The sequence below is a fragment of the Martelella radicis genome, assembly GCF_014196625.1.
Classification (GTDB): Bacteria; Pseudomonadota; Alphaproteobacteria; order Rhizobiales; family Rhizobiaceae; genus Martelella; species Martelella radicis.
In genome coordinates, this window is sequence record NZ_JACIDZ010000007.1 from 12,853 (window position 1) to 33,173 (window position 20,321).

The following is a 20,321-nucleotide window of genomic DNA, read 5'->3' on the forward strand; positions in this document are numbered from 1 at the left end:
CCGCCTGCTGTTGCCGCTTACTGAGCCGGCTGTTCGCTCTCCGCGGATCCGGGCGGCGTCGCCTCGGCGCCGGGAGCGGGCTCGGCCGTCGTGTTCTCTGTGTTCGCAGGGCCGGCATCGGCAGCACCAGAAGCGTCATCCGTTGCCGCAGGCGCAGCCTCGCCGCCTTCGGCAGGCGCGGCCGCTTCACCCGAGCCTTCGCCTGTTGCCGAACCGGCATCCGCCGTTTCATCCGACGGCGGCTCTGGGAACGGCACGGGATTGTTCGACATCGTGGAGAGATAGGCGATCAGGTCAGCACGGTCCTGATCGTCGGACAGGCCCGCAAAGCCCATCGCCGTTCCAGGCACGTCCTTCTTCGGCGCCTTGATGAAGACGTCAAGATTCTCGTAGGTCCAGAGCTTCTCGCCGCCGTTGGAGAAGTCCTTCATCGCGGCAGAATAGGAAAAGCCTTCGTGGCTGGCGATCGGACGGTTCACGATATCCCAGAGATTCGGACCAACCTTGTTGGGCCCGCCCTCGGTATCGGTGTGACAGGCCTGACAGCGTTTGAAGACGCGCTCGCCGGCATCCGGGGTGGCGCTTGCCAGAAGCACGGAGATCGGCGTCTCCTCGACCTTGGCCGGAGCGCCGCTCGCATCCGTCTCGGGCACTGCAATCACATAGCCCTCTTTTTCCGGCGGTCGCGGATCGAAAATCGCCTCGGACACGAAAGACACCGTCATCAGGACGAAGATCGTCCCCAACAGGGCCGCCAGGACCATATTGAGATTGAATTTCATTGCGTTGCAGCTCCCCTTCACCCGGCCTCTCTACCGGATCACCTTGCAATCTTGAAGAACCTATGTCTTTTGGTGCCGCGATGCAACGCTGCATCGGCACATGAACCCGCTCCTCCAATCTGTGAGTGGCAAATAAACGAAGAGCTTGCAAGTGGCGATGAACAAAACCGACGAAACGATCGTCCTTATCCCGGCTCGCATGGCTTCAACCCGCCTGCCCGGCAAACCGCTGGCCGAGATCGACGGCAAGCCGATGATCATCCACGTCGCCGACCGCGCCCGCGAATCGGGCATGGGGCGTGTTGTCATCGCCGTCGATGACGATGCCGTCTACGAGGCCGTGGAAAAGGCCGGCTACGAGGTCGTCATGACCGGCCGCCAGCACCAGTCGGGTTCCGACCGGATTTTCGAGGCGCTGAAGAAGGTCGATCCGGACAAGACGGCAAAGACCGTAATCAATGTCCAGGGCGACCTGCCGACGCTCGATCCGGCGACGATCCAGGCCTCGCTCCGGCCGCTTGAAAACCCCGATGTCGATATCGCGACGCTTGCGGTGGAAATCACCGATGACTACGAAAAAACCGCCCCGCAGGTGGTCAAGGTCGTCGGCGCGCCGATCGGCGCCTACCGGCTGCGCGCGCTCTATTTCACCCGCGCCACCGCCCCCTGGGGCGAGGGGCCGCTCTATCACCATATAGGGCTCTACACCTATCGCCGCTCCGCGCTCGAGCGTTTCGTCTCGCTGCCGCGCTCCTTCCTCGAGGAGCGGGAGAAGCTCGAACAGCTGCGCGCGCTCGAGCACGGCATGCGCATCGACGTCGAGATCGTGAAGGCAATGCCGCTCGGCGTCGACACGCCGGAGGACCTCGAAAAGGCGCGTCGCATTCTTGAAGGCAAGGGAGGCGCATCATGATCATGAAGACCAACCGCATCTCGTTCCAGGGCGAGTTCGGCGCCAATTCCGACATGGCCTGCCGCGACATGTATCCCGATATGGAGCCGCTGCCCTGCAAGACCTTCGAGGACGCCTTTCTCGCGGTTGAAAACGGTGATGCGGATCTGGCGATGATCCCGATCGAGAACACGCTCGCCGGTCGCGTCGCCGACATCCATTACCAGTTGCCCGACTCGCGGCTTTCGATCGTCGGCGAATATTTCATGCCGATCCGCTTCCAGCTGATGGCGCTTCCGGGCGTCTCGCTTGACGAGATCCGGACCGTGCACAGCCATATCCACGCGCTCGGCCAGTGCCGCAAGATCATCCGCCGCAACAAGTGGAACCCGGTGATTGCCGGCGACACGGCGGGGGCGGCAATGCTGGTGCAGGAGAAGGGCGACCGCACGATGGCGGCGCTTGCGCCGCGCCTTGCAGCCACGCTCTACGGTCTCGATATCCTGGCCGAGAATGTCGAGGATTCCGACAGCAACATCACCCGCTTCGTCATTCTCTCCGACAAGGAAAAACGCGCCGAACGCGACGGAACCGACAAGACCATCGTCACCACATTCGTCTTCAATGTCCGCAACATTCCGGCAGCGCTCTACAAGGCCATGGGCGGCTTCGCCACCAACGGCGTCAACATGACCAAGCTCGAGAGCTACCAGATCGGCGGCAAGTTCGTCGCCACGCAGTTCTATGCCGACATCGAGGGCCATCCCGACGATCCGCCGGTGGCCCGGGCGCTGGAGGAGCTGGAATTCTTCTCCGAGAAGGTCCGCATTCTTGGCGTCTATGAAGGCCACCCCATGCGCCGGCATCTGCAGGCCATGCTGGAAGAAGAATAAAGGTGCTAACTTTCCGCCGGTCTTTTTCCGGAAAGTGAAACCTTATCTTTCAAAACGCATTGATGGCATTTCTCCCGAGGCCTAAACGCTTCGGGAGGCGCTTCGGCATGTCCCTCCGCATGCTTGCCACAACAGATTGAGAGACTATCATGAACAAGAACAAGCTTGTGGTCGTCGGCGTCGGCCATGTCGGCTCCTATGTGCTGGCAGACGCGATGAAGACGGGCCTCTTCGCCGAGATCGGCCTGATCGACATCCGCGAAAACGTCGCCTTCGGCGAAGCGCTCGACCAGGCGCAGGCGACCGCGCTGACCTACATGAACAATGTCGACGTGACGTCCGGCGGCTACGAGCAATGCGCGGATGCCGATGTGATCGTCATTGCCGCCGGGCCGAGCGTCATACCCGATCCAGACAACCCGACGGGCGAGCCGGACCGCACGCTGCTGACGAAGACAAATTGCGCAGTCATCCGCGAGGTCATGGCCGGCATCGTCCGCCATACGACCGAAGCCATTGTCATCCTGATCACCAACCCGCTCGACACCATGGTCTACATCGCCGAAAACGAATTCGGCTATCCGGAAGGCCGCGTGTTCGGCACCGGCACCATGCTCGATTCCGCCCGACTTCGGAAGCTGATCGCCGATACATATGACGTCGATCCGAAATCGGTTTCCGGCTACATGATGGGCGAGCACGGCAGCACCGCCTTTCCGGTCTTAAGCCATCTGACCGTCGGCGGGCTTCCCTTCGGCGAGATCGACCGCTATCTCGCCGCGAAAGAGGACATCCGCAACCCCGACACCGTGAAGACCCGGATCGTCTCTTCCGCCTATGAAGTGCTGAACGGCAAGGGCTGGACGAACGCAGGCGTGGCGCAGGCGGCGATCACCATGGCCAAGGCCGTACTGCTCGACGAGCGCAGCATCTATCCGGCCTCGACGACGCTTCGCGGCGAATACGGCTTTGACGGCGACGTGGCGCTTTCCATGCCCTGCGTCATCGGTCGCGAGGGCATTCTTGCCAAGCTGCCGGTCGACCTCAATGCATGGGAAAAGCAGAAGCTTGCCGATTCCGCAGCCTTTATCAAGGCGGCCATGCGGGACGCCGGGACCGGTCCTGAAACGCCCAATAAGGCGGCATAGAAAAGCCGCCGGCAGTTCAGCGCTGCCGGCGACTTCCGTCTTTGGCGGACGCGCTTACTTGTCCGGCTCGCACACGCGGATGCGATGGCCGTCGAGGTCGGCGATCACGAAGGTCGGGCCGAAATCGGCGGTGACCAGTTCCTGCAGGATCGTGTAGCCCTCGTCTTTCGCGCGCTCGAAAAAGGCCGCCACGCCGCCCGGCTCCGGGGTCATGAAGCCGATTTCCATGGCGCCGGGACCGCCTTCGGCGTCAGGTTTCGCCGTGGATTTGCGCCACAGGCCCAGCATCAGGCCATTCGGCATATGGAATGCGGTGAAGCCCGGCGACAGCGCACTTGGCTTTTGCCCGAGAAGGCGTTCGTAGAAGGCGCCGCTCTTTTCGGTATCCTCGACATAGAGCACGACAAGATTGATGGCCGACATGATGGTCTCCGTTTCGTGTTTCGACGAAAGAGACCCTAAGCGGCGGCGCTGACAGTTTCCGTCAGCATCATGCGCCCGGCAACTGCCTGCGCCACTCGGCAAGAAGAACCGGCCTTCGTCGCGGATAGCGCCGTCCGGCTTCGTGCAGGGCCGCGATCCGGTCGGTGCGGAAATGCCGGAAATCCTGTCGCATCTCGCACCAGGCAACGACGATGCGCACCCGTTCGAAATAGGCGAGGCCGATCGGCCAGATGACGCGCGTAGTCACCTGATCCCGCTCATCGCGGTAGTCGATCTCAAGCACTTTCTCGGCGCGGATCGCGCTTCTGAGCGCGGCGATATCGGCCGTTTCCGCGGCCACGGCGCGCGGGCCGACAATCAGCGCCGTCTCGTCGATCGTCTCGGAAAGCGACTGCGGAAGAACGGCTGCGATCTTTGCGAGCGCCTGGCTGGCGGCAGAGGACAGTTTCGGATCGCTGACCTTTTCCACCCAGCGGCTGCCGAGCACCAGCGCTTCGATCTCCTCTTGCGAGAACATCATTGGCGGCAGCAGGAAGCCGGGCCTCAGCACATAGCCGACGCCTGCCTCGCCCTCGATTGCCGCCCCTTGCGCCCTCAGGCTGGCGATGTCGCGGTAAAGCGTCCTCAGGCTGACGCCGAGCTCGCGCGCCAGCTCATCGCCTGAAACCGGGTAGCGTCTGGTTCTGAGCGCCTGCAAAAGCGCCAGCAGCCGCTCGGAGCGCGAGCCTGCCACGGCTCAAGGCCAGTCGAGGAAATCACGCATCAGCCGGAAGGCGATCGCGCCTTCGGGCGGCGCGTTTATGCCGCCTTCGTGTCGTCCCTCGACGACCGCTTCAAGTTCCTCGCGGGAGAACCAGCGGCAATCCTCAAGCTCCTCGTCATCCCGGTTGACGTCGAATGTCTCGGCCTTGGCGTAGCAGGCGAGCATCAGCGAATAGGGCATCGGCCAGGGCTGGGAGGCATGGTAGCGCACAGCCCCGATGCGTACGGATGATTCCTCGAGCGTTTCCCGCCGCACGGCATCTTCCACCGTCTCGCCCGGCTCGAGAAAGCCGGCGAGGCACGAATAGCGGCCTTGCGGAAAATTCGGGTTGCGCCCGAGAAGCACCCGGTCGCGCTTCTCGTCGACGATGAGCATGATCACCACCGGGTCGGTGCGCGGAAACATCATGTGGCCGCAGGCCGTGCACTGGCGGCGGAAGCCGCCGGCGGCCCCTTCCGCCTTCGCGCCGCAACGCCCGCAGAAGCGATGGTTGCGGGCCCAGACATTGAGGCTCGTGGCAAGCGCGAAAGCGCCTTGCGTCTCCTCGTCGAAGAGCCCCTCGGAATAGACCGCCCGGGCGCTCGTCGCCTTCAGGTGCGCGGGCAGGGCTTCCGGATCCAGCCCGACTTCGATCGACAGCAGCGGCACGCCATGGGCGTCATGGCCAAGAAGCACGGCGCTTTCCCGGTCCGGCGAGAGCTCGAGGATCTCGTAGCGGGCAAAATAGGGATCGAGCACCTGGCGCTCGTGCTTGACGATCGGCCTGCCGCCGGCAAAGGCGATGAAGCGGGCGCCCGGCGTGCGGGCCGCAGTGATGAGGCTGTCATCCGCCCGATGCTCGGAATCGCGGATGATCCGGCAACCGGCAAAGGCCGTCAGCGCGCTCGGGTCGTCATGCGGACCCGCCTTTTCGAAAATGGACCTCATGACCGGGCCATCGCCTCCGTGATCTTGTGTGCCAGTGCCGCCATCTCATCCTCGCTGAAGGGTTCCGCCGTGCCATGGCCCCAGACCGGGCCCGGCCAGTTGGTATCGCCCTCGAAACGGGCGATAACGTGGACATGGAGCTGGCGCACCATATTGCCGATGGCGGCGATGTTGATCTTGTCGGCGCCGGTGGCCTCTTTCAGCGCCCTTGCGACCTCGTTGATCTCGAAGGTCAGCATGGTCTGGTCAAGCGGCGCCAGTTCGAAAACTTCGCTGACATCGGGGCGCTGCGGCACTAGCAGAAGCCAGGGCCAGCGCTTGTCGCGCATCAGCCGGAGCTCGGACAGCCCCAGAGTGGCAATCAGCGCGCTGTCCCGCTGCAAACGTTCATCGAGCGTGAATCCCTGCATGTCGTCCCTGTTCATTCCTGACCCGGACCGGTTCCGGTTTTCATCCTATCCAGACATGTCTATCAAATGGACGCAAGGCAACAACCGCAAAACAGCCTGGGGCAAGCAAGGCTTCGGCAAAGTTTTTTCCGCGCGCTGCTTGCATTCAAACGGCAAATTGACGATATGTGCGGCCGGGAGGCTGGTGGTGGACGTGCCACTCGCCAACCGGGTCAGGTCCGGAAGGAAGCAGCCCCAACGAGTTGTGTACGGGTCATCGTGCCGGTCTCCCACCCTCCCCTTATTCCCAAGCGGAGACGTTTCCATGAGCATCGACAGCGTTCGCGCGCACCTTAACGCCGCCGCCCCCGACCTCGCCATCATCGAGACGGAGGAAAGCAGCGCCACGGTGGAAGAGGCCGCTGCCGCCCATGACGTCGCGCCCGCGCAGATCGCCAAGACGCTTTCCTTTTCGGTCAAGGACGAGCGCTTCCTGCTGGTTGCCCGCGGCGATGCCCGCATCGACAACAAGAAGGCCAAGGCGGCCTTCGGCGGCAAGGTGCGCATGCTCTCGCTCGAAGACGTCGAGACGATTACCGGTCATCCCGTCGGCGGCGTCTGCCCCTTCGGTCTGGCCGAGCCGATCGCCGTTTACTGCGATGTCAGCCTGAAGGCCTTCGATGTGGTCTATCCCGCTGCCGGCGCCCGCAACGCAGCCGTGCGCATCGCACCCCACCGGATCGCCGAGATTACCGGCGCCGAGTGGGTCGATGTCTGCCAGGAGCCCGCCCCTTGAGGCGAACCTGCCGCCGGCATCCAAAATTCCTGTGCATTTTCCTTTCGGCTCTGCCAAACTGCCGCGGCTTTCGTGACTCCCGCGCCGGGTCTCGACTATGCTTGCCGCCTGCCGGCCGTTGAAGCCGGCCGGACAACAACCAATATGAGTGGCAATGGCCGACGACGCATCCGACATTGAACCGAACAAACCCGCTTCCGACGGCAGCGGCTACCGCGTTCTGGCGCGCAAATACCGCCCGAAGGACTTCTCCGACCTGATGGTCGGCCAGGAGCCGATGGTGCGCACGCTGACCAATGCGTTCGAGACCGGACGGATCGCGCAGGCCTACATGCTGACCGGCGTGCGCGGCGTGGGCAAGACCACGACGGCGCGCATTCTGGCGCGCGGCCTCAATTACAAGACCGATACGGTCGACAAGCCGACGATCGACCTGAAGGAGCTTGGCGAGCACTGCCAGGCGATCATGGACGGCCGCCATGTCGACGTGATCGAGATGGACGCCGCCTCCCATACCGGCATCGACGACATTCGCGAGATCATCGACCAGGTGCGTTACCGGCCGTCGACGGCGCGCTACAAGGTCTACATCATCGACGAAGTGCACATGCTCTCCACCCAGGCCTTCAATGGCCTCTTGAAGACGCTGGAAGAGCCGCCGGAACATGTGAAATTCATCTTCGCCACCACCGAAATTCGAAAAGTTCCGATCACGGTGCTGTCGCGCTGCCAGCGCTTCGACCTGCGCCGCATTCCCGCTGCCGATCTGGTGCGGCTCTATTCCACGATTGCCGCCAAGGAAGGCGTGACGATCGAGGATGAGGCGCTGTCGATGATCGCGCGCGCGGCTGAAGGCTCGGCCCGTGACGGCATGTCGCTGCTCGACCAGGCGATCTCCCACGGCAATGGCCATGTGGAGGCATCCGCCGTGCGCGGCATGCTCGGCCTTGCCGACCGCGCCCGTATCGTTGACCTCTTCGGCCATGTGGTGCGCGGCGACGTCAAGGCAGCGCTCGAAGAATTTCTGGCGCAGTACGAATCGGGCGCCAATCCGGTGGTCGTGCTCAATGATCTGGCCGATTTCACCCATCTGGTGACGCGGCTCAAATATGTGCCGGAAGGCGCCGATGACGTTTCGCTGAGCGAGATCGAACGGACCAAGGGTCGCGAATTCGCCGAAAGCGTTGCCGTTTCCGCCCTGTCACGCATCTGGCAGATGCTGCTGAAGGGCATTCCGGAGACGGAGAACGCCGCCCGCCCCTATGGCGCGGCCGAGATGGTGCTGATCCGCCTGACGCACGCCGCCCACCTGCCCTCGCCCGAAGATGCCGCGCGCCGGCTGCTGGCGCTCGAGAGCGGCGAGGCGCAAACCCCGCCGTCTCGCCCGTCCGCGACGTCGCCCCAGAACGGCGGGAATGGTGGAGGAACGAGCGCCCGGGCGGTCTCTGCCTCCGCGACAGGCGAACAGGCTTCACGGCCGTCCGCAACGGTCACCATGCTGCGACCACAGACTTCCGAGACGCCGCAGCCGGAGCCCGGCGAGGCCGCCCCGGTGGAGGTAGAGCCGGCGCCAGAACCGGCCGCGGCCAGCGCGCCGGAACCGCCGAAGACGTCCGCCATCAAATCGCTGCAGGACATCACCGACCTTTGCTCGAAACATCGCGCGCCGCTGATCCGCGCGCAGATTCGCAATTTCGTCCGCCTCGTGCGCCTTGAGCCCGGACGGCTCGAGGTCAATCTCGAAGACGGCGCGTCGCAGACCTTTCTGAATGAACTCGGCACGAAACTGCGCGAATGGACCGGCGAAAGCTGGTTCGTCAGCCTCAGCCGCGAGAAGGGCGAGGCAACGCTGGTCGAGGCGGAAACGGCGGCACGGGACAAGCTTTTCCGCGACGCCCGCGAGGATCCGGAAGTCGCCTCGATCCTGAAATTCTTCCCCGGCGCCAGGATCACTGATGTGCGGGTGCGGGCGGAAGAGACGGAGACTGCGGAAGGCGGCGCCGACGGCCTGCCCGACGCCGCCGTCAACGAGGATGGCGACGTCCTTCCAGAAGACGATCTCGACGACTGACACCAAACCTTTTGAATTTGAACAGAAAATGAGGAGAATTCCATGCGCGACCTGATGGGCATGATGGGCAAGATGAAGGAAATGCAGGCCAAGATGGAGCAGCTGCAGGAGGACATCGCAGCCGTGGAAGTCGATGGCGTTTCCGGCGGCGGCATGGTCAATGTGAAGATGACCGGCAAGGGCGAGATGATCTCCATCAAGATCGACCCGACGCTGCTCTCCGAAGACGACGCCGAAATGCTCGAGGACCTGATCGTCGCCGCCCATCGCGATGCCAAGGACCGCGCCGAGCAGAAGGCCGAGGAAATGACCAAGGAACTGACCGCCGGCCTGCCGATTCCGCCCGGCATGAAGCTCCCCTTCTAGGATCCCGACCATGACCATCGGCGCGCTCGCCCTTTTCGCCATCACGCTTTTTGTTGCCGCGGGCTCCCCGGGGCCGAGCGTGGCAGCCCTTGTCGCCCGCGTGCTGTCGCGCGGACACCGCGACGTGCTGCCCTTCATGGCGGCGATGTGGCTGGGCGAGGCACTGTGGCTGACGCTGGCCGTCTTCGGACTGGTCGCCGTGGCGTCTGCCTTCCACGAAGTCTTCATCGCCATCAAATGGGCGGGCGTCGCCTATCTCGCCTGGCTGGCGTGGAAGATGTGGACCGCCGATCCGGCGGCGGACGGCGAGGAACTGCCGAGCGCCGCATCCGGCTGGAAGATGTTCCTGACCGGCATGAGCGTCACGCTCGGCAATCCGAAGATCATGATGTTCTACGTCGCGCTCCTGCCGACCATCATCGATCTCGGCAGCGTCACGCTTCTCGGCTGGGTCGAACTGACGGTAACGCTCCTGATCGTGCTCGCGATTGTCGATCTCTCCTGGGTTTTCATGGCCGCCAAGGCACGGCGTTTCCTGAAAAGCCCGCGCGCCATGAAGATCGCCAACCGCATCTCCGCCGGCATGATCGGCGGCGCAGCTGCGGCGATTGCGACGCGATGATGATTCCAATCCGGCTCCCGATAGGCTAAAGCGCCACCATGGCAAAACGAGTCACCGGTCCCGAAATCGAAAAACTGATCCAGCTTCTGGCGAAGGTGCCGGGGCTTGGGCCGCGTTCGGCGCGGCGCGCGGCGCTGCACCTGATCAAGAAGCGCGACCAGTTGATGGGCCCTCTGTCGGGTGCCATGCAGGATGCCTATGACAAGGTGAAGATCTGCTCGACCTGCGGCAATGTCGATACTGCCGATCCCTGCACGATCTGCACCGATCCGACCCGCGACCAAAGCCTGGTCATCGTCGTGGAAGACGTCGGCGATCTCTGGGCGCTGGAACGCGCGGCGGCGCTGAATGCCGCCTATCACGTGCTTGGCGGCACGCTGTCGCCGCTCGATGGCATCGGGCCGGATGACCTGACGATTGCAGCTCTTGTCGATCGGGTGAAGGCGGGCGAGGTCAAGGAACTGATCATCGCCGTCAACGCCACCGTCGAAGGTCAAGCAACCGCGCACTTCATCACCGACCAGCTCGAGGGCATGGATATCAAGGTAACCCGGCTTGCGCACGGCGTGCCGGTCGGCGGCGAGCTCGACTATCTGGACGAGGGCACGCTGGTGGCTGCGCTCAGGTCGCGTACGAGCCTCTGAGAATGCCGCGCTGACGCCTCAATCCTTCAGTGATTCCAGCAGCACTGTCAGCTTCTGCCCGCCCGTCCACTGCAAGGCTGCCCAGCCGGCTTCCCGCGCCGCCTCGACATTCTTCGCCTGGTCATCCACCAGAACATGATCTTCGGCGCCAAACCCGCTGTGCCGTTCCGCCGCACGGAAGAAGGCCGGGTCGGGTTTCTTCACGCCGAGGGCGGCCGAGTAGACGATACCGTCGACGTGGTTTCCAAGGCCGAGCGTTCCCATCAGATAGCGCGCGCGCAGATGTTCCTGATTGGTCGCCAGATAGATGGTCATGCCTTCAGCCCTCAGATCATCGCAGGCAGCGAGCACTGCGTCATCAACACCTGAATCGCGCGCGAACCAGTAATCGACGAAATCCTCGGCGGAAACCGGAGCCTCAAGCACCGGCAGGCAATCATTGAGGACCTCGACAAGCTGCTTGCGCCCGGCGACCACATCCGGCCAGTGCGGGCGGAAGAAATGATGCTCCAGCCTCTCCGGATCGATCCCGAGATCGCGCTCGATATCTGTTGCCCAAGACAGACGGTCACCGGGTCGTCCGTTCACGACCACGCCGTCCACATCCAGCATCAGGCAGCGTTTCATCCCGTCCTCCTTGGTGTCCTGACCCGTTTGGTAACCCGTCACGGTTCTTATGGAAAGGGCGAGCGGGTTTCGGGCTGCCATCAGAAACACGATTGACTTCGACAATATATCCATTATTCTGGATATATGGATAATACAGAAACAATCGCGGTGCTTGCCGCCCTCGCCCAGCCGACCAGGCTACAGGCCTTCCGCCTGCTCGTTGAAGCAGAGCCGGTGGGCATTGCCGCAGGCGACCTCGCGCGCAGGCTGGAGATACCGCAGAACACCATGTCGGCCCATCTCAACACGCTGACCCAGGCGGGCATTGTCACGGGGCTGAGACAGGGACGGTCCATCATCTACCGCGCCAACCTCGAACGGCTGCGCGCGGCCATGCTTTTTCTGCTGCGCGATTGCTGCGGCGGCAATCCGGATCTCTGCACGCCGCTGATCGAGGATCTTGCGCCCTGCTGCGAAACACACCCCACGGAGACGTGATGCCATGACCGAGAAGACCCTGAACGTGCTTTTTCTGTGCACCGGCAATTCCGCGCGGTCCATTCTGGCCGAATCGATCCTCAGCGGCGAAGGCAGTGGCCGGTTCCGCGCATTTTCCGCCGGAAGCCATCCGAAGGACACGCCAAACCCGCTGGCGCTGGAAACGCTCAAGGCCATGGGCTACCGCTCCGAGGGGTTCCGCTCGAAGAGCTGGGACGAGTTCACCGAACCCGGCGCGCCGGAAATCGATTTCATCATCACCGTCTGCGACAGTGCGGCCGGCGAGGCATGCCCGATCATGCGCGGCCCCGGCCGGCGCGCCCATTGGGGCGTCGAGGATCCGAGCCATGTGGAGGGTACGCACGAGGAGAAGCTGCGGGCCTTTGCCCAGACCGCGACCTATCTCAAGAGCCGGATCATGGCCTTCATCAACCTCTACAAGGATGGGGGCGGGCCGGAAGACCCAGGCGGCAAGCTGAAGGAAATCGGCGCCATGGAAGGCGCCACCGAGAAAGCCCGGAAGGCCGACTGACATGTCAACATTCGAACGTTACCTGACCCTCTGGGTCGCGCTCTGCATTGTCGTCGGCATCGCGCTCGGCCATTTCTTCCCCTCCGTCTTCGTCGCCATCGGCGCGCTCGAGATCGCCCGCGTCAACCTGCCCGTCGCCGTGCTGATCTGGCTGATGATCATTCCGATGCTGCTGAAGATCGACTTCTCTGCCCTTGCGGAGGTTGGTCGCCACTGGCGCGGCATCTCGGTCACGCTCTTCGTCAACTGGGCGGTGAAGCCGTTTTCCATGGCCCTGCTCGGCTGGCTGTTCATCGGCTGGCTGTTCCGGCCGCTGCTGCCGGCAGACCAGATCGACAGCTATATCGCCGGGCTGATCATCCTAGCCGCAGCCCCCTGCACCGCCATGGTGTTCGTCTGGTCGAACCTGACGAAGGGCGAGCCGCATTTCACGCTTTCTCAGGTGGCGCTGAATGACGCAATCATGATCGTCGCCTTTGCCCCGATCGTCGCGCTGCTGCTCGGGCTTTCGGCCATCACCGTGCCGTGGTCGACTCTGGTGCTGTCGGTCGCGCTCTACATCGTCATTCCGGTGATCATCTCGCAGATCATCCGCAAGAGCCTGATCAAGGACGGCTCGACGGCAAGGCTCGATGCCCTGCTGGCGAAGATCCAGCCCGCCTCGCTGGTGGCGTTGCTGGCGACGCTCGTCCTGCTATTCTCCTTCCAGGGCGAACAGATCCTGGCCCAGCCGATGATCATCGCGCTTCTGGCGGTCCCGATCCTGATCCAGGTCTATTTCAACTCCGGCCTTGCCTATTTCCTCAACCGCGCTTCCGGCGAGGAGCATTGCGTGGCTGGCCCCTCGGCGCTTATCGGCGCGTCGAACTTCTTCGAGCTTGCCGTCGCCGCCGCGATCAGTCTTTTCGGCTTCAATTCGGGAGCGGCGCTGGCAACGGTCGTCGGCGTCCTGATCGAGGTGCCGGTCATGCTCTCGGTCGTCGCCATCGTCAACCGGACGAAGGGCTGGTACGAGGCAGGACCGGCCGTTTCCCGCAATACCGCTCAGCGGCCGAGGAGCGAATCCAGCGCCTCATAGCTTGTCGGATTGTCCGGGCAGAGCCCGACGCCGCATTCGGCAAGCGTGGAAACGCCATTGCCAAGCGTCATCACCGCAAACAGGGCGACGGCGAGAAGGCCGAGCCCGCCGCGCTGCACCCGCTCGGAAGCCCGCGACGGCCCGAGCACCAGCATGACGCCCGTGCCCAGGACGACGACGGCAAACAGCACGAAGGCCCAGCTATAAAAATGCATGCCGAGAAAGGGCGCGCCATAGCCGCCCGTTCCCGGCACGACATGCAGCGCCACCTGCCGCAGCGCCGCCGCGCCGCCGGCGACCGCCCCCAGAAGCATCAGCCCGTAGTGGCGGGCATCGACGCCCAGCAACACATTGAGCGCCAGCCCCGTGCCGACGATGACGAAACCGGCGCGCTGCAGCAGGCAGAGCGGGCAAGGCAGGTCGCCGTTTGCGAACTGGTCATAAAAGGCGAACAGAAGAACGAAGGAAATGGCGAGAAGCGCCAGCACATTCAGAAGATGGGCAATACGGACAGGCATGGATCACCTCAAAGATCGATGTCGAGCACGTCTGTCGCGTGCAGTCTGAAAAGGACGAAAAGCACCAGAACGGCGATCACCGTCAAAAGCGCGGCGATGCCGCGATGCCCGCGCCAGGCGCTGAAGAGCGCGCCGGCGCAAATGAAAAAGGGCAGTGTCATCATGAGAAGCTTCCTCCGCCTCATTGAAAACAAACGCGGCGGCATTGCGCCGCCGCGTTCTGAAGATCGGGCTTTGCCCGTTATTATTTCGCGTCCGGCCAGGCCGTCTCGTCGGTGTCGAGATCCGGGAACTTCTTCGGGTCGAAGATCGGACGCTTGATCCCGGCTGCAAGCTGCGAACGGAAGTCGTTGATCAGCCTGAGCGCGATCGGGAACAGCATCATCATCGCCAGCAGGTTGACCACCGCGAGGATGCCCATCATCGGATCGGAGAAGTTGAAGACCGCCGTGGCGCCGGGCGCCACCGCGCCGACGAAGACGATCGCGACGATCGCGATCCTGAGGATATGCACCGCGCTCGGCTTTTCCGTCATGAAGGCAAGCGCGTTCTCGCCGAGATAGTAGTTGTAGATGATCGACGAGAACGAGAACAGGAAGATCGCCACGGTCAGGTAATACTGCGCCCAGCTACCGACATGGTCGACCATGCTCTGCTGGGTCAGGATAACGCCGTCGACATCGGCCTGGCCCGGCTGGTAGACGTCGCCGAGAAGGATGACGAAAGCCGTGCACGAGCAGATGATCATCGTGTCGATGAACACCGAAAAGCTCTGCGTGATACCCTGGCTGACCGGATGGCGCACATAGGCCGTGGCGGCGACGTTTGGCGCGGAGCCGAGACCGGCTTCGTTCGAAAACAGGCCACGGCGAAGGCCGTTGGCAACCGCTGCCCCGACGCCGCCGGCAACCGCCTCGCGGAACCCGAGAGCGTTGGCGACGATGTCCCAGATGACGGCCGGAAGCGCGGTGATGTTCATCAGGATGATCACCACGGCCATGGCGATATAGCCGAAAGCCATGATCGGAACGATGACATCGGACGCCTTGGCGATGCGATGGATGCCGCCGTAAACGATGAAGCCGGTGGCAGCCGCCAGCACGATGCCCGTCGCGTAACGCGGAACGCCGAGACTGTCAGCGGCAGCACCGGCCACCGTATTACCCTGGAAGGCGTTGAACCCGATGGCAAAGGAGGCGATCAGGCAGACGGCGTAGATGACCGCCAGCCAGCGATAGTTTTCGCCGAGCCCGTGGATGATGGCGCGCGCGGGACCGCCGCGATAGTCCCCTTCGCCGGTCGTGCGCTTGAACGCCTGCGCGAGCGTGGCCTCGATCAGGCCGGAACACATGCCGACAAGCGCGATGGCCCACATCCAGAACACCGCGCCCGGTCCGCCGGCCGTGATCGCCACGGCGACGCCGGCGATATTGCCGCCGCCGACACGTCCGCCGACGGAAACGAAAAGCGCCTCGCGGGCGCTGATCTTCGACGGATCGCCATCCTCATCGCCCCACAACACGCCGAACATGCGCTTGAAGAAGCGGAACTGCACGAAGCCGCTGGCGATGGTGAAAAACACGCCGAGCACGACGAGGAAGGGCACGAGCGCCCAACCCCAGGTCAGGTCATTGATATAGTTGAAAAGCGAATCGAAGAACTGCAATTCATGTCCCCTTGTTTTCCGAAATGCACGAAGTGACGCCCGTGCAGAATCCGCACGATCCGATTTCCTCGAGCCCCCACCCGGAAACAGGCAAAATCTCGTCTCGTTTTGCCTTTATTTACAAGAGCGTAGATTCGAACCGCAATTTCAGCAAGCACTGATAGGCCCGCAAACGGCTTTTTGTGCCTTTGCACCAAAAAAGGCGCGCCACGTTCTTACACACGGCGCGCCACGGTGTTCGGAAGATGCCGGCGTGCTTCGTCAGCGCCAGCCAAGACCCGGCGCGACATATTTCAGGATCGCCTCGATGACATGGGCGTTATAGGCAACGCCGAGCTGGTTCGGCACGGTTAGAAGCAGCGTATCGGCCTCGGCGATCGCCTCGTCGCCCTTCAACTGCTCGATCAGCCGGTCGGGCTCGGCGGCATATGAGCGACCGAAGACGGCGCGGGTCTTCTCGTCAAGATAGCCGATCGTGTCCTGCTCGTTGCCGCCACGCCCGAAATAGGCGCGGTCCATGTCGCTGACGAGCGCGAAGATGGAACGGCTGACGGAGACGCGCGGTTCGAAGTCATGGCCGGCTTCTTTCCAGGCGGCGCGGAAGGCGCGAATCTGGTCGGCCTGCTGCTTGTGCAGCGGCTCGCCGGTCTCATCGAATTTCAGCGTCGAGCTCTGCAGGTTCATGCCGAGCCGGGCTGCCCATTCGGCCGTCGCGTTGGTGGCCGAGCCCCACCAGATGCGCTTGCGGAGGCCTTCCGAATGCGGCTCGATGCGCAGAAGGCCGGGAGGATTGGGAAACATCGGGCGCGGATTGGGTTGAGCAAATCCCTTGCCCTTGAGCCTGTCGAGAAAAACCTCCGTATGGCGGCGCGCCATCGCCGCATCGTCCTCGCCCTCCTGCGGGATATGTCCGAAATGCCGCCAGCCATCGATCACCTGTTCGGGCGAGCCGCGCGAGATGCCGAGCTGCAGGCGTCCGCCCGCGATCAGGTCGGCAGCACCCGCATCCTCGACCATATAGGCCGGGTTCTCATAGCGCATGTCGATCACGCCCGTGCCGATCTCGATCCGGCTGGTCCTGGCGCCGATCGCGGCGAGCAGAGGAAACGGCGAGGCGAGCTGGCGGGCGAAATGATGGACGCGGAAATAGGCGCCGTCCGCGCCAAGTTCCTCAGCGGCCACGGCAAGGTCGATCGACTGGAGCAGCGCATCCTCCGCCGAACGCGTGCCCGACTGCGGCGATGGGGTCCAGTGACCGAAGGACAGAAATCCTATTTTCTTCATGATACGCGAACCTTCCATAGGCGGGCGAACCCGGCAATTGAGAGCGCACCTGTTGCGGTGCCTGTTGCCCGTTATGTGCACCCGGCAGCGTCCGTGTTCAATTCGTCATGCGATGAACACTGTGTCGTCCCGACAATTACCGGCTTCAAACGCAAAACGGCCCGCCGGGAAGCGGGCCATTTGAAAGGGACGAGATCGACCGCATCAGGCGGTTCGTTTTGTCTTTTTCTTCTTCGGTGCGGGCACGGGCTCGGTCGCTTCGCGCTCCAGCCGCAGGCGCCTGAGGCGCTCGGTCTTGGACTGCAATTGCGTCGCCTCTTCCGCGATGATCGCTCGCGCCGTCCGATCGGTGATCGAGGCCTTGTCGGAAGCCGACATCCGGCCAGGCTTGAAGAATTCATCTTTGGTTGCGGTCATGCACGGTCTCCTTCACGTGGAGAAATAGCGGGCCGGCAGCCTGAGCGGCTGCCCGTTTCAAGCCCTTACCGCTTTTTGCGCGACGGGACGAGACCCTCGCGCTGAAGCTGCTTGCGCTTCAACTTGCGCAGGCGGCGTACGGCCTCGCCCGCTTCACGGTTACGCTTTTCCGAAGGCTTCTCGTAAGAACGACGCGCACGCATCTCGCGAAAGATGCCTTCGCGCTGCATTTTCTTCTTCAGGACGCGAAGCGCCTGATCGACATTGTTATCTCTTACCAGTACCTGCAAGAAAACCTCCTTGTTCCTGTTTCATTTTATCCGCCCGTCCCCCGCGCATGCCCGTAACCGGGCGCGCAGGAGCAAGGCGAAAACAAAAAGGCCGGGAAATGACCCGACCTCCTCTGTTGTCACTGCCAGTACATCCGTGGTCAGCGACAGCGATGACAAATTACATCGGGCTTGAAACGACGAATAATTTTCGTCTTGCACGATCCGGCTGCCAGTACATCCGTGGTCAACCGGGAAAGCAAATCATCAAGCCGCCTGAAGGTTGTCGGCCGCGCTCTTTCCAGAGCGATTGTCGCGGACAATGTCGTAACGAAGCTTCTGCCCGTCATTCAGCGACTGCATACCAGCGCGCTCCACGGCAGAAATATGCACAAACACGTCCGTGCTGCCATCATCAGGCTGGATAAAGCCAAAGCCCTTGGTGGCATTGAACCATTTGACGGTGCCATTATTCATAACGATTTCCTTTCAAACGTCGTGACTTCCGCAATACCTCGCGGAATTAGATCGATTTTGAGAGGAAATCAGACGGAGCCATAAGGCTCTCGGACAACGTCGCAAGCAATGGTCGATGACGCTGATATAGGCGCTTGCCTGCCATATTGCAATGGCAGAGGCGGAATTAACCCATTTGGCGCGGACGGCCTCTTGCTCCGGCACACGCCTTTTCGCGATCCGGTTCCGCAGAAAACATCACATGATAGCATAAGGATCATATATACAGACGCTAACCTTTCTGCCCGCGGAGACAGGCGAATAGGCCTTATTCGATCAGCCCAAAAGGCTTCCGCGATTGTAACGAAAACGATTTTCGGCTATCGCCCCACAATGATCTCAGCAACTGAAGACCGCCCCGATGAGAAAACCTGAAAGTTCAAAGCGTCCCGGAAGGCGCATGGGGCGCCCGCTTCGCATCTCTCTGGCTATCGTCCTGCTGGCGGGCGTGATGGTCTATTATCTGGTCCCCTTCGTCATCACGCCGCAATCCTTGGCGGACGATCTGGAGGCGGATCTTTCCAGTTGGCTCGGCGCGCCGGCCTCCATCAGCGGAGATGTCGATATCAGCTACTGGCCCAGGCCCCGGGTCTCCGCTACCGCCGTTTCCGTTGCCCGGCCTGACGGTGCGGGACCGCTGATCTATGGCAACAGTTCCCGCCTGGTCGCCAATTTCGGCTTTCTCGGCGCGCTTGCCGGCAACCCCTCTTTCGCAGACATCAAACTCGACGGTGCGGTGATCATCTTCGAGCAACCGGACGCGCCCAAGGGGCCGCCGGCGAACGCGCTCGCGCGCGAGATCGCCGCGATCGACGGCGAAGAGAGGACGCCCGGACGCACCGAAGGCCCGGGAACGCTTTCGGTCACTAACAGCACGCTCGGCTTTGCTTCAGACGGCGAGACCCGCATCGTCAAGGGCGTCAATGCCGAACTGGATTGGCCGACCCTGTCCGGCAAGGTCCGTCTTTCCGGCTCGGCGATCCTCGCCGAACGCGCCACGCAGTTTTCACTCGAGGCTGGCGAGGCCGCGGCCATGATTGCCGGAGGGCCTTCGCCAATCAATCTGAACCTTTCAAGCGAAACCGCGAACATCCGCTTCGATGGCACCGCGTCCAGAAGCCGGCCCTATCTGCTGGACGGTACATTCTCGCTTTCCACCGGCGCGCTGCAGGAACTGATGGCGAAGATGGGAGTCGAATCAAGCCTTCTGCGCGATGTCGACAGCGCATCCCTGAACGGCAAGGTCTCGCGCAGCGGCGGTTCGCTTCGGTTTTCCCCGGTGGAACTGACTATCGGAGCCGCCAAGGGCAACGGCGTTCTAGACATCGTCCCCTCGTCGCCCGACGGACCGGTCGAGATTTCCGCGACCATGGCACTTCAGGAAGTGTCTCTGCTGGATGCGCAGTCTTCCCTGCCGGCCTGGATCGACGCGGTCGCTCCGGTCCCTGAGGGCGGCGCGACCGACGCTCTGCCTCTGCCAGACCTCGACCTGCGCGTCTCGGCGGGCACGGTGAAGCTCTCGGACCTGACGCTTCGCGATGTCGCGGCCAGCATCATCCGCACCGGTGCGCAGACAAGTTTCGACATTGCCGACAGCCGGTTGGACGACGGCTCTCTCTTTGCCCATCTGGCCGTGCGCAATGACGGCACTGCGAATGTCCGCATGAATGTGGAAAATGTCCGCTCCGGCCCGTTGTTCAAGCAATTGGGTTTCAGCGTGCCCATTCAAAGCGACCAGTTCAGCCTCGAAATGTCCTATGAGGCTCGGTTGCCGCTCAGCGAAGACGGACGGGATGGCCTGAACGGGCGGTTCCGCTTTTCCGGGCGCGTCGGCAATCTCACCTGGCTCGATCTCGGCGACATCCTGCAATCCGCAGCAGCAAGCGAAAACTTCGCCTTTTCGCCTCTGAAGCGCGAGCCCTTCTCATTCGCGTCGATCTCGGGCGAGGGCAGCCTTGCGGGCACGACGATCCGTCTCGATTCGCTGGTCATGGAAACGGCAGGCGGGCGGGTCCGTCTTTCAGGCGACATTGATCTTGGCAACGGACAGATTGAAGCCCTGCTGACGAGCTGGAGTCGCGGCGAGGGAACCGAGCCTGTCTCCGTCAGGATCAGCGGCAACGCACTTGCCGCTCTGGCGCGCCGCGTGGACACGCCGTCCGAACTGCTCGAATAACGGCGTCCGCCCCTCTCAGCA

25 protein-coding genes and 1 other RNA gene are annotated in these 20,321 nt (G+C 62.8%); 13 read left to right on the plus strand and 13 right to left on the minus strand.

All coding sequences use genetic code 11. The features are described 5' to 3' along the window. Window positions 1–17 precede the first annotated feature (17 nt). Window positions 18–782, minus strand: a complete 765-nt coding sequence (locus tag GGR30_RS11350; protein WP_183486328.1) for a c-type cytochrome — start codon at window positions 780–782, stop codon at window positions 18–20. A gap of 157 nt (window positions 783–939) precedes the next feature. Between GGR30_RS11350 and GGR30_RS11355 the strand changes: the two genes are divergently transcribed. The 3 genes from GGR30_RS11355 to GGR30_RS11365 all read left to right on the plus strand — a co-directional run bounded on the left by GGR30_RS11355 (window position 940) and on the right by GGR30_RS11365 (window position 3,715). Then, on the plus strand, window positions 940–1,695 hold the full coding sequence (locus GGR30_RS11355; protein ID WP_183486683.1) for a 3-deoxy-manno-octulosonate cytidylyltransferase: 756 nt from the start codon (window positions 940–942) through the stop codon (window positions 1,693–1,695). Further along, the gene (locus GGR30_RS11360; RefSeq protein WP_183486330.1) at window positions 1,692–2,567 is read left to right on the plus strand and encodes a prephenate dehydratase; all 876 of its coding nucleotides are present in this window, start codon (window positions 1,692–1,694) and stop codon (window positions 2,565–2,567) included. The genes GGR30_RS11355 and GGR30_RS11360 overlap by 4 nt, the downstream gene beginning before the upstream one ends. Window positions 2,568–2,716: 149 nt before the next feature. Beyond that, window positions 2,717–3,715 carry a lactate/malate family dehydrogenase gene (locus GGR30_RS11365; protein ID WP_183486332.1) on the plus strand — a complete coding sequence of 333 codons (999 nt, stop codon included), beginning with the start codon at window positions 2,717–2,719 and terminating at the stop codon, window positions 3,713–3,715. 54 nt (window positions 3,716–3,769) lie between these two features. Here GGR30_RS11365 and GGR30_RS11370 read toward each other — a convergent pair whose 3' ends face one another. The 4 genes from GGR30_RS11370 to GGR30_RS11385 form a co-directional block, all read right to left on the minus strand. After that, complete coding sequence (locus tag GGR30_RS11370) at window positions 3,770–4,138, minus strand: VOC family protein (protein WP_183486334.1); 369 nt, start codon at window positions 4,136–4,138, stop codon at window positions 3,770–3,772. Between the two features lie 67 nt (window positions 4,139–4,205). Continuing rightward, on the minus strand, window positions 4,206–4,892 hold the full coding sequence (locus GGR30_RS11375) for an HTH domain-containing protein (protein ID WP_183486336.1): 687 nt from the start codon (window positions 4,890–4,892) through the stop codon (window positions 4,206–4,208). 3 nt (window positions 4,893–4,895) lie between these two features. After that, a complete protein-coding gene (nudC, locus tag GGR30_RS11380; protein ID WP_183486338.1) occupies window positions 4,896–5,849 on the minus strand; it encodes an NAD(+) diphosphatase in 954 nt (317 codons plus the stop codon). Beyond that, window positions 5,846–6,259, minus strand: coding sequence for an HIT family protein (locus tag GGR30_RS11385; RefSeq protein WP_183486340.1), 414 nt, complete (start codon window positions 6,257–6,259; stop codon window positions 5,846–5,848). Before GGR30_RS11385 ends, nudC begins: the two co-directional genes overlap by 4 nt. 176 nt (window positions 6,260–6,435) lie before the next feature. Between GGR30_RS11385 and ffs the strand changes: the two genes are divergently transcribed. From ffs to recR, 6 genes are all read left to right on the plus strand, one after another. Further along, an RNA gene (ffs, locus tag GGR30_RS11390) (signal recognition particle sRNA small type) lies at window positions 6,436–6,532 on the plus strand. A 31-nt stretch (window positions 6,533–6,563) separates the two neighbouring features. Then, window positions 6,564–7,034, plus strand: a complete 471-nt coding sequence (locus GGR30_RS11395; protein ID WP_183486342.1) for a YbaK/EbsC family protein — start codon at window positions 6,564–6,566, stop codon at window positions 7,032–7,034. 154 nt (window positions 7,035–7,188) lie between these two features. Continuing rightward, window positions 7,189–9,105 (plus strand): DNA polymerase III subunit gamma/tau, encoded by a 1,917-nt coding sequence (locus GGR30_RS11400; protein ID WP_183486344.1) that lies wholly within the window; start codon window positions 7,189–7,191, stop codon window positions 9,103–9,105. A gap of 42 nt (window positions 9,106–9,147) precedes the next feature. Further along, window positions 9,148–9,471 carry a YbaB/EbfC family nucleoid-associated protein gene (locus GGR30_RS11405; RefSeq protein WP_183486346.1) on the plus strand — a complete coding sequence of 108 codons (324 nt, stop codon included), beginning with the start codon at window positions 9,148–9,150 and terminating at the stop codon, window positions 9,469–9,471. Window positions 9,472–9,481: 10 nt separating this feature from the next. Then, complete coding sequence (locus tag GGR30_RS11410) at window positions 9,482–10,093, plus strand: LysE family translocator (protein WP_183486348.1); 612 nt, start codon at window positions 9,482–9,484, stop codon at window positions 10,091–10,093. 38 nt (window positions 10,094–10,131) lie between these two features. Next, complete coding sequence (gene recR, locus GGR30_RS11415) at window positions 10,132–10,737, plus strand: recombination mediator RecR (protein WP_183486350.1); 606 nt, start codon at window positions 10,132–10,134, stop codon at window positions 10,735–10,737. Between the two features lie 18 nt (window positions 10,738–10,755). Here the strand turns inward: recR and GGR30_RS11420 are convergent, their stop codons facing one another. Beyond that, on the minus strand, window positions 10,756–11,364 hold the full coding sequence (locus tag GGR30_RS11420; protein ID WP_183486352.1) for an HAD-IA family hydrolase: 609 nt from the start codon (window positions 11,362–11,364) through the stop codon (window positions 10,756–10,758). Window positions 11,365–11,490: 126 nt separating this feature from the next. Here GGR30_RS11420 and GGR30_RS11425 point away from each other — a divergent pair, with 126 nt between their 5' ends. From GGR30_RS11425 to arsB, 3 genes are read left to right on the plus strand one after another with little or no spacing between them, the layout of a single operon-like run. Continuing rightward, window positions 11,491–11,844 carry an ArsR/SmtB family transcription factor gene (locus GGR30_RS11425; RefSeq protein ID WP_183486354.1) on the plus strand — a complete coding sequence of 118 codons (354 nt, stop codon included), beginning with the start codon at window positions 11,491–11,493 and terminating at the stop codon, window positions 11,842–11,844. A gap of 4 nt (window positions 11,845–11,848) precedes the next feature. Next, the gene (locus tag GGR30_RS11430) at window positions 11,849–12,376 is read left to right on the plus strand and encodes an arsenate reductase ArsC (protein ID WP_183486356.1); all 528 of its coding nucleotides are present in this window, start codon (window positions 11,849–11,851) and stop codon (window positions 12,374–12,376) included. A gap of 1 nt (window position 12,377) precedes the next feature. Beyond that, entirely contained in the window at window positions 12,378–13,454 is a 1,077-nt protein-coding gene (gene arsB / locus GGR30_RS11435) for an ACR3 family arsenite efflux transporter (RefSeq protein ID WP_183486358.1), read from the plus strand. On the opposite strand, the gene GGR30_RS11440 is transcribed toward arsB, so the two are convergent. From GGR30_RS11440 to GGR30_RS11470, 7 genes are all read right to left on the minus strand, one after another. Further along, entirely contained in the window at window positions 13,421–13,972 is a 552-nt protein-coding gene (locus tag GGR30_RS11440) for a disulfide bond formation protein B (protein ID WP_183486360.1), read from the minus strand. The two genes, arsB and GGR30_RS11440, sit on opposite strands and share 34 nt — an antisense overlap. An 8-nt stretch (window positions 13,973–13,980) precedes the next feature. After that, window positions 13,981–14,136 carry a DUF5993 family protein gene (locus GGR30_RS11445; protein ID WP_183486362.1) on the minus strand — a complete coding sequence of 52 codons (156 nt, stop codon included), beginning with the start codon at window positions 14,134–14,136 and terminating at the stop codon, window positions 13,981–13,983. Window positions 14,137–14,216: 80 nt separating this feature from the next. Continuing rightward, window positions 14,217–15,638, minus strand: a complete 1,422-nt coding sequence (locus GGR30_RS11450) for an alanine/glycine:cation symporter family protein (protein WP_183486364.1) — start codon at window positions 15,636–15,638, stop codon at window positions 14,217–14,219. A gap of 261 nt (window positions 15,639–15,899) precedes the next feature. After that, entirely contained in the window at window positions 15,900–16,922 is a 1,023-nt protein-coding gene (locus GGR30_RS11455; protein WP_183486366.1) for an LLM class flavin-dependent oxidoreductase, read from the minus strand. A gap of 204 nt (window positions 16,923–17,126) precedes the next feature. After that, window positions 17,127–17,339, minus strand: a complete 213-nt coding sequence (locus GGR30_RS11460; RefSeq protein WP_183486368.1) for a hypothetical protein — start codon at window positions 17,337–17,339, stop codon at window positions 17,127–17,129. A 65-nt stretch (window positions 17,340–17,404) separates the two neighbouring features. Beyond that, on the minus strand, window positions 17,405–17,629 hold the full coding sequence (rpsU, locus tag GGR30_RS11465) for a 30S ribosomal protein S21 (RefSeq protein ID WP_183486370.1): 225 nt from the start codon (window positions 17,627–17,629) through the stop codon (window positions 17,405–17,407). Window positions 17,630–17,875: 246 nt separating this feature from the next. After that, window positions 17,876–18,085 (minus strand): cold-shock protein, encoded by a 210-nt coding sequence (locus tag GGR30_RS11470; RefSeq protein WP_024707586.1) that lies wholly within the window; start codon window positions 18,083–18,085, stop codon window positions 17,876–17,878. Between the two features lie 439 nt (window positions 18,086–18,524). Here GGR30_RS11470 and GGR30_RS11475 point away from each other — a divergent pair, with 439 nt between their 5' ends. Further along, a complete protein-coding gene (locus GGR30_RS11475) occupies window positions 18,525–20,300 on the plus strand; it encodes an AsmA family protein (protein ID WP_183486372.1) in 1,776 nt (591 codons plus the stop codon). The last annotated feature ends 21 nt before the right edge of the window (window positions 20,301–20,321 follow it).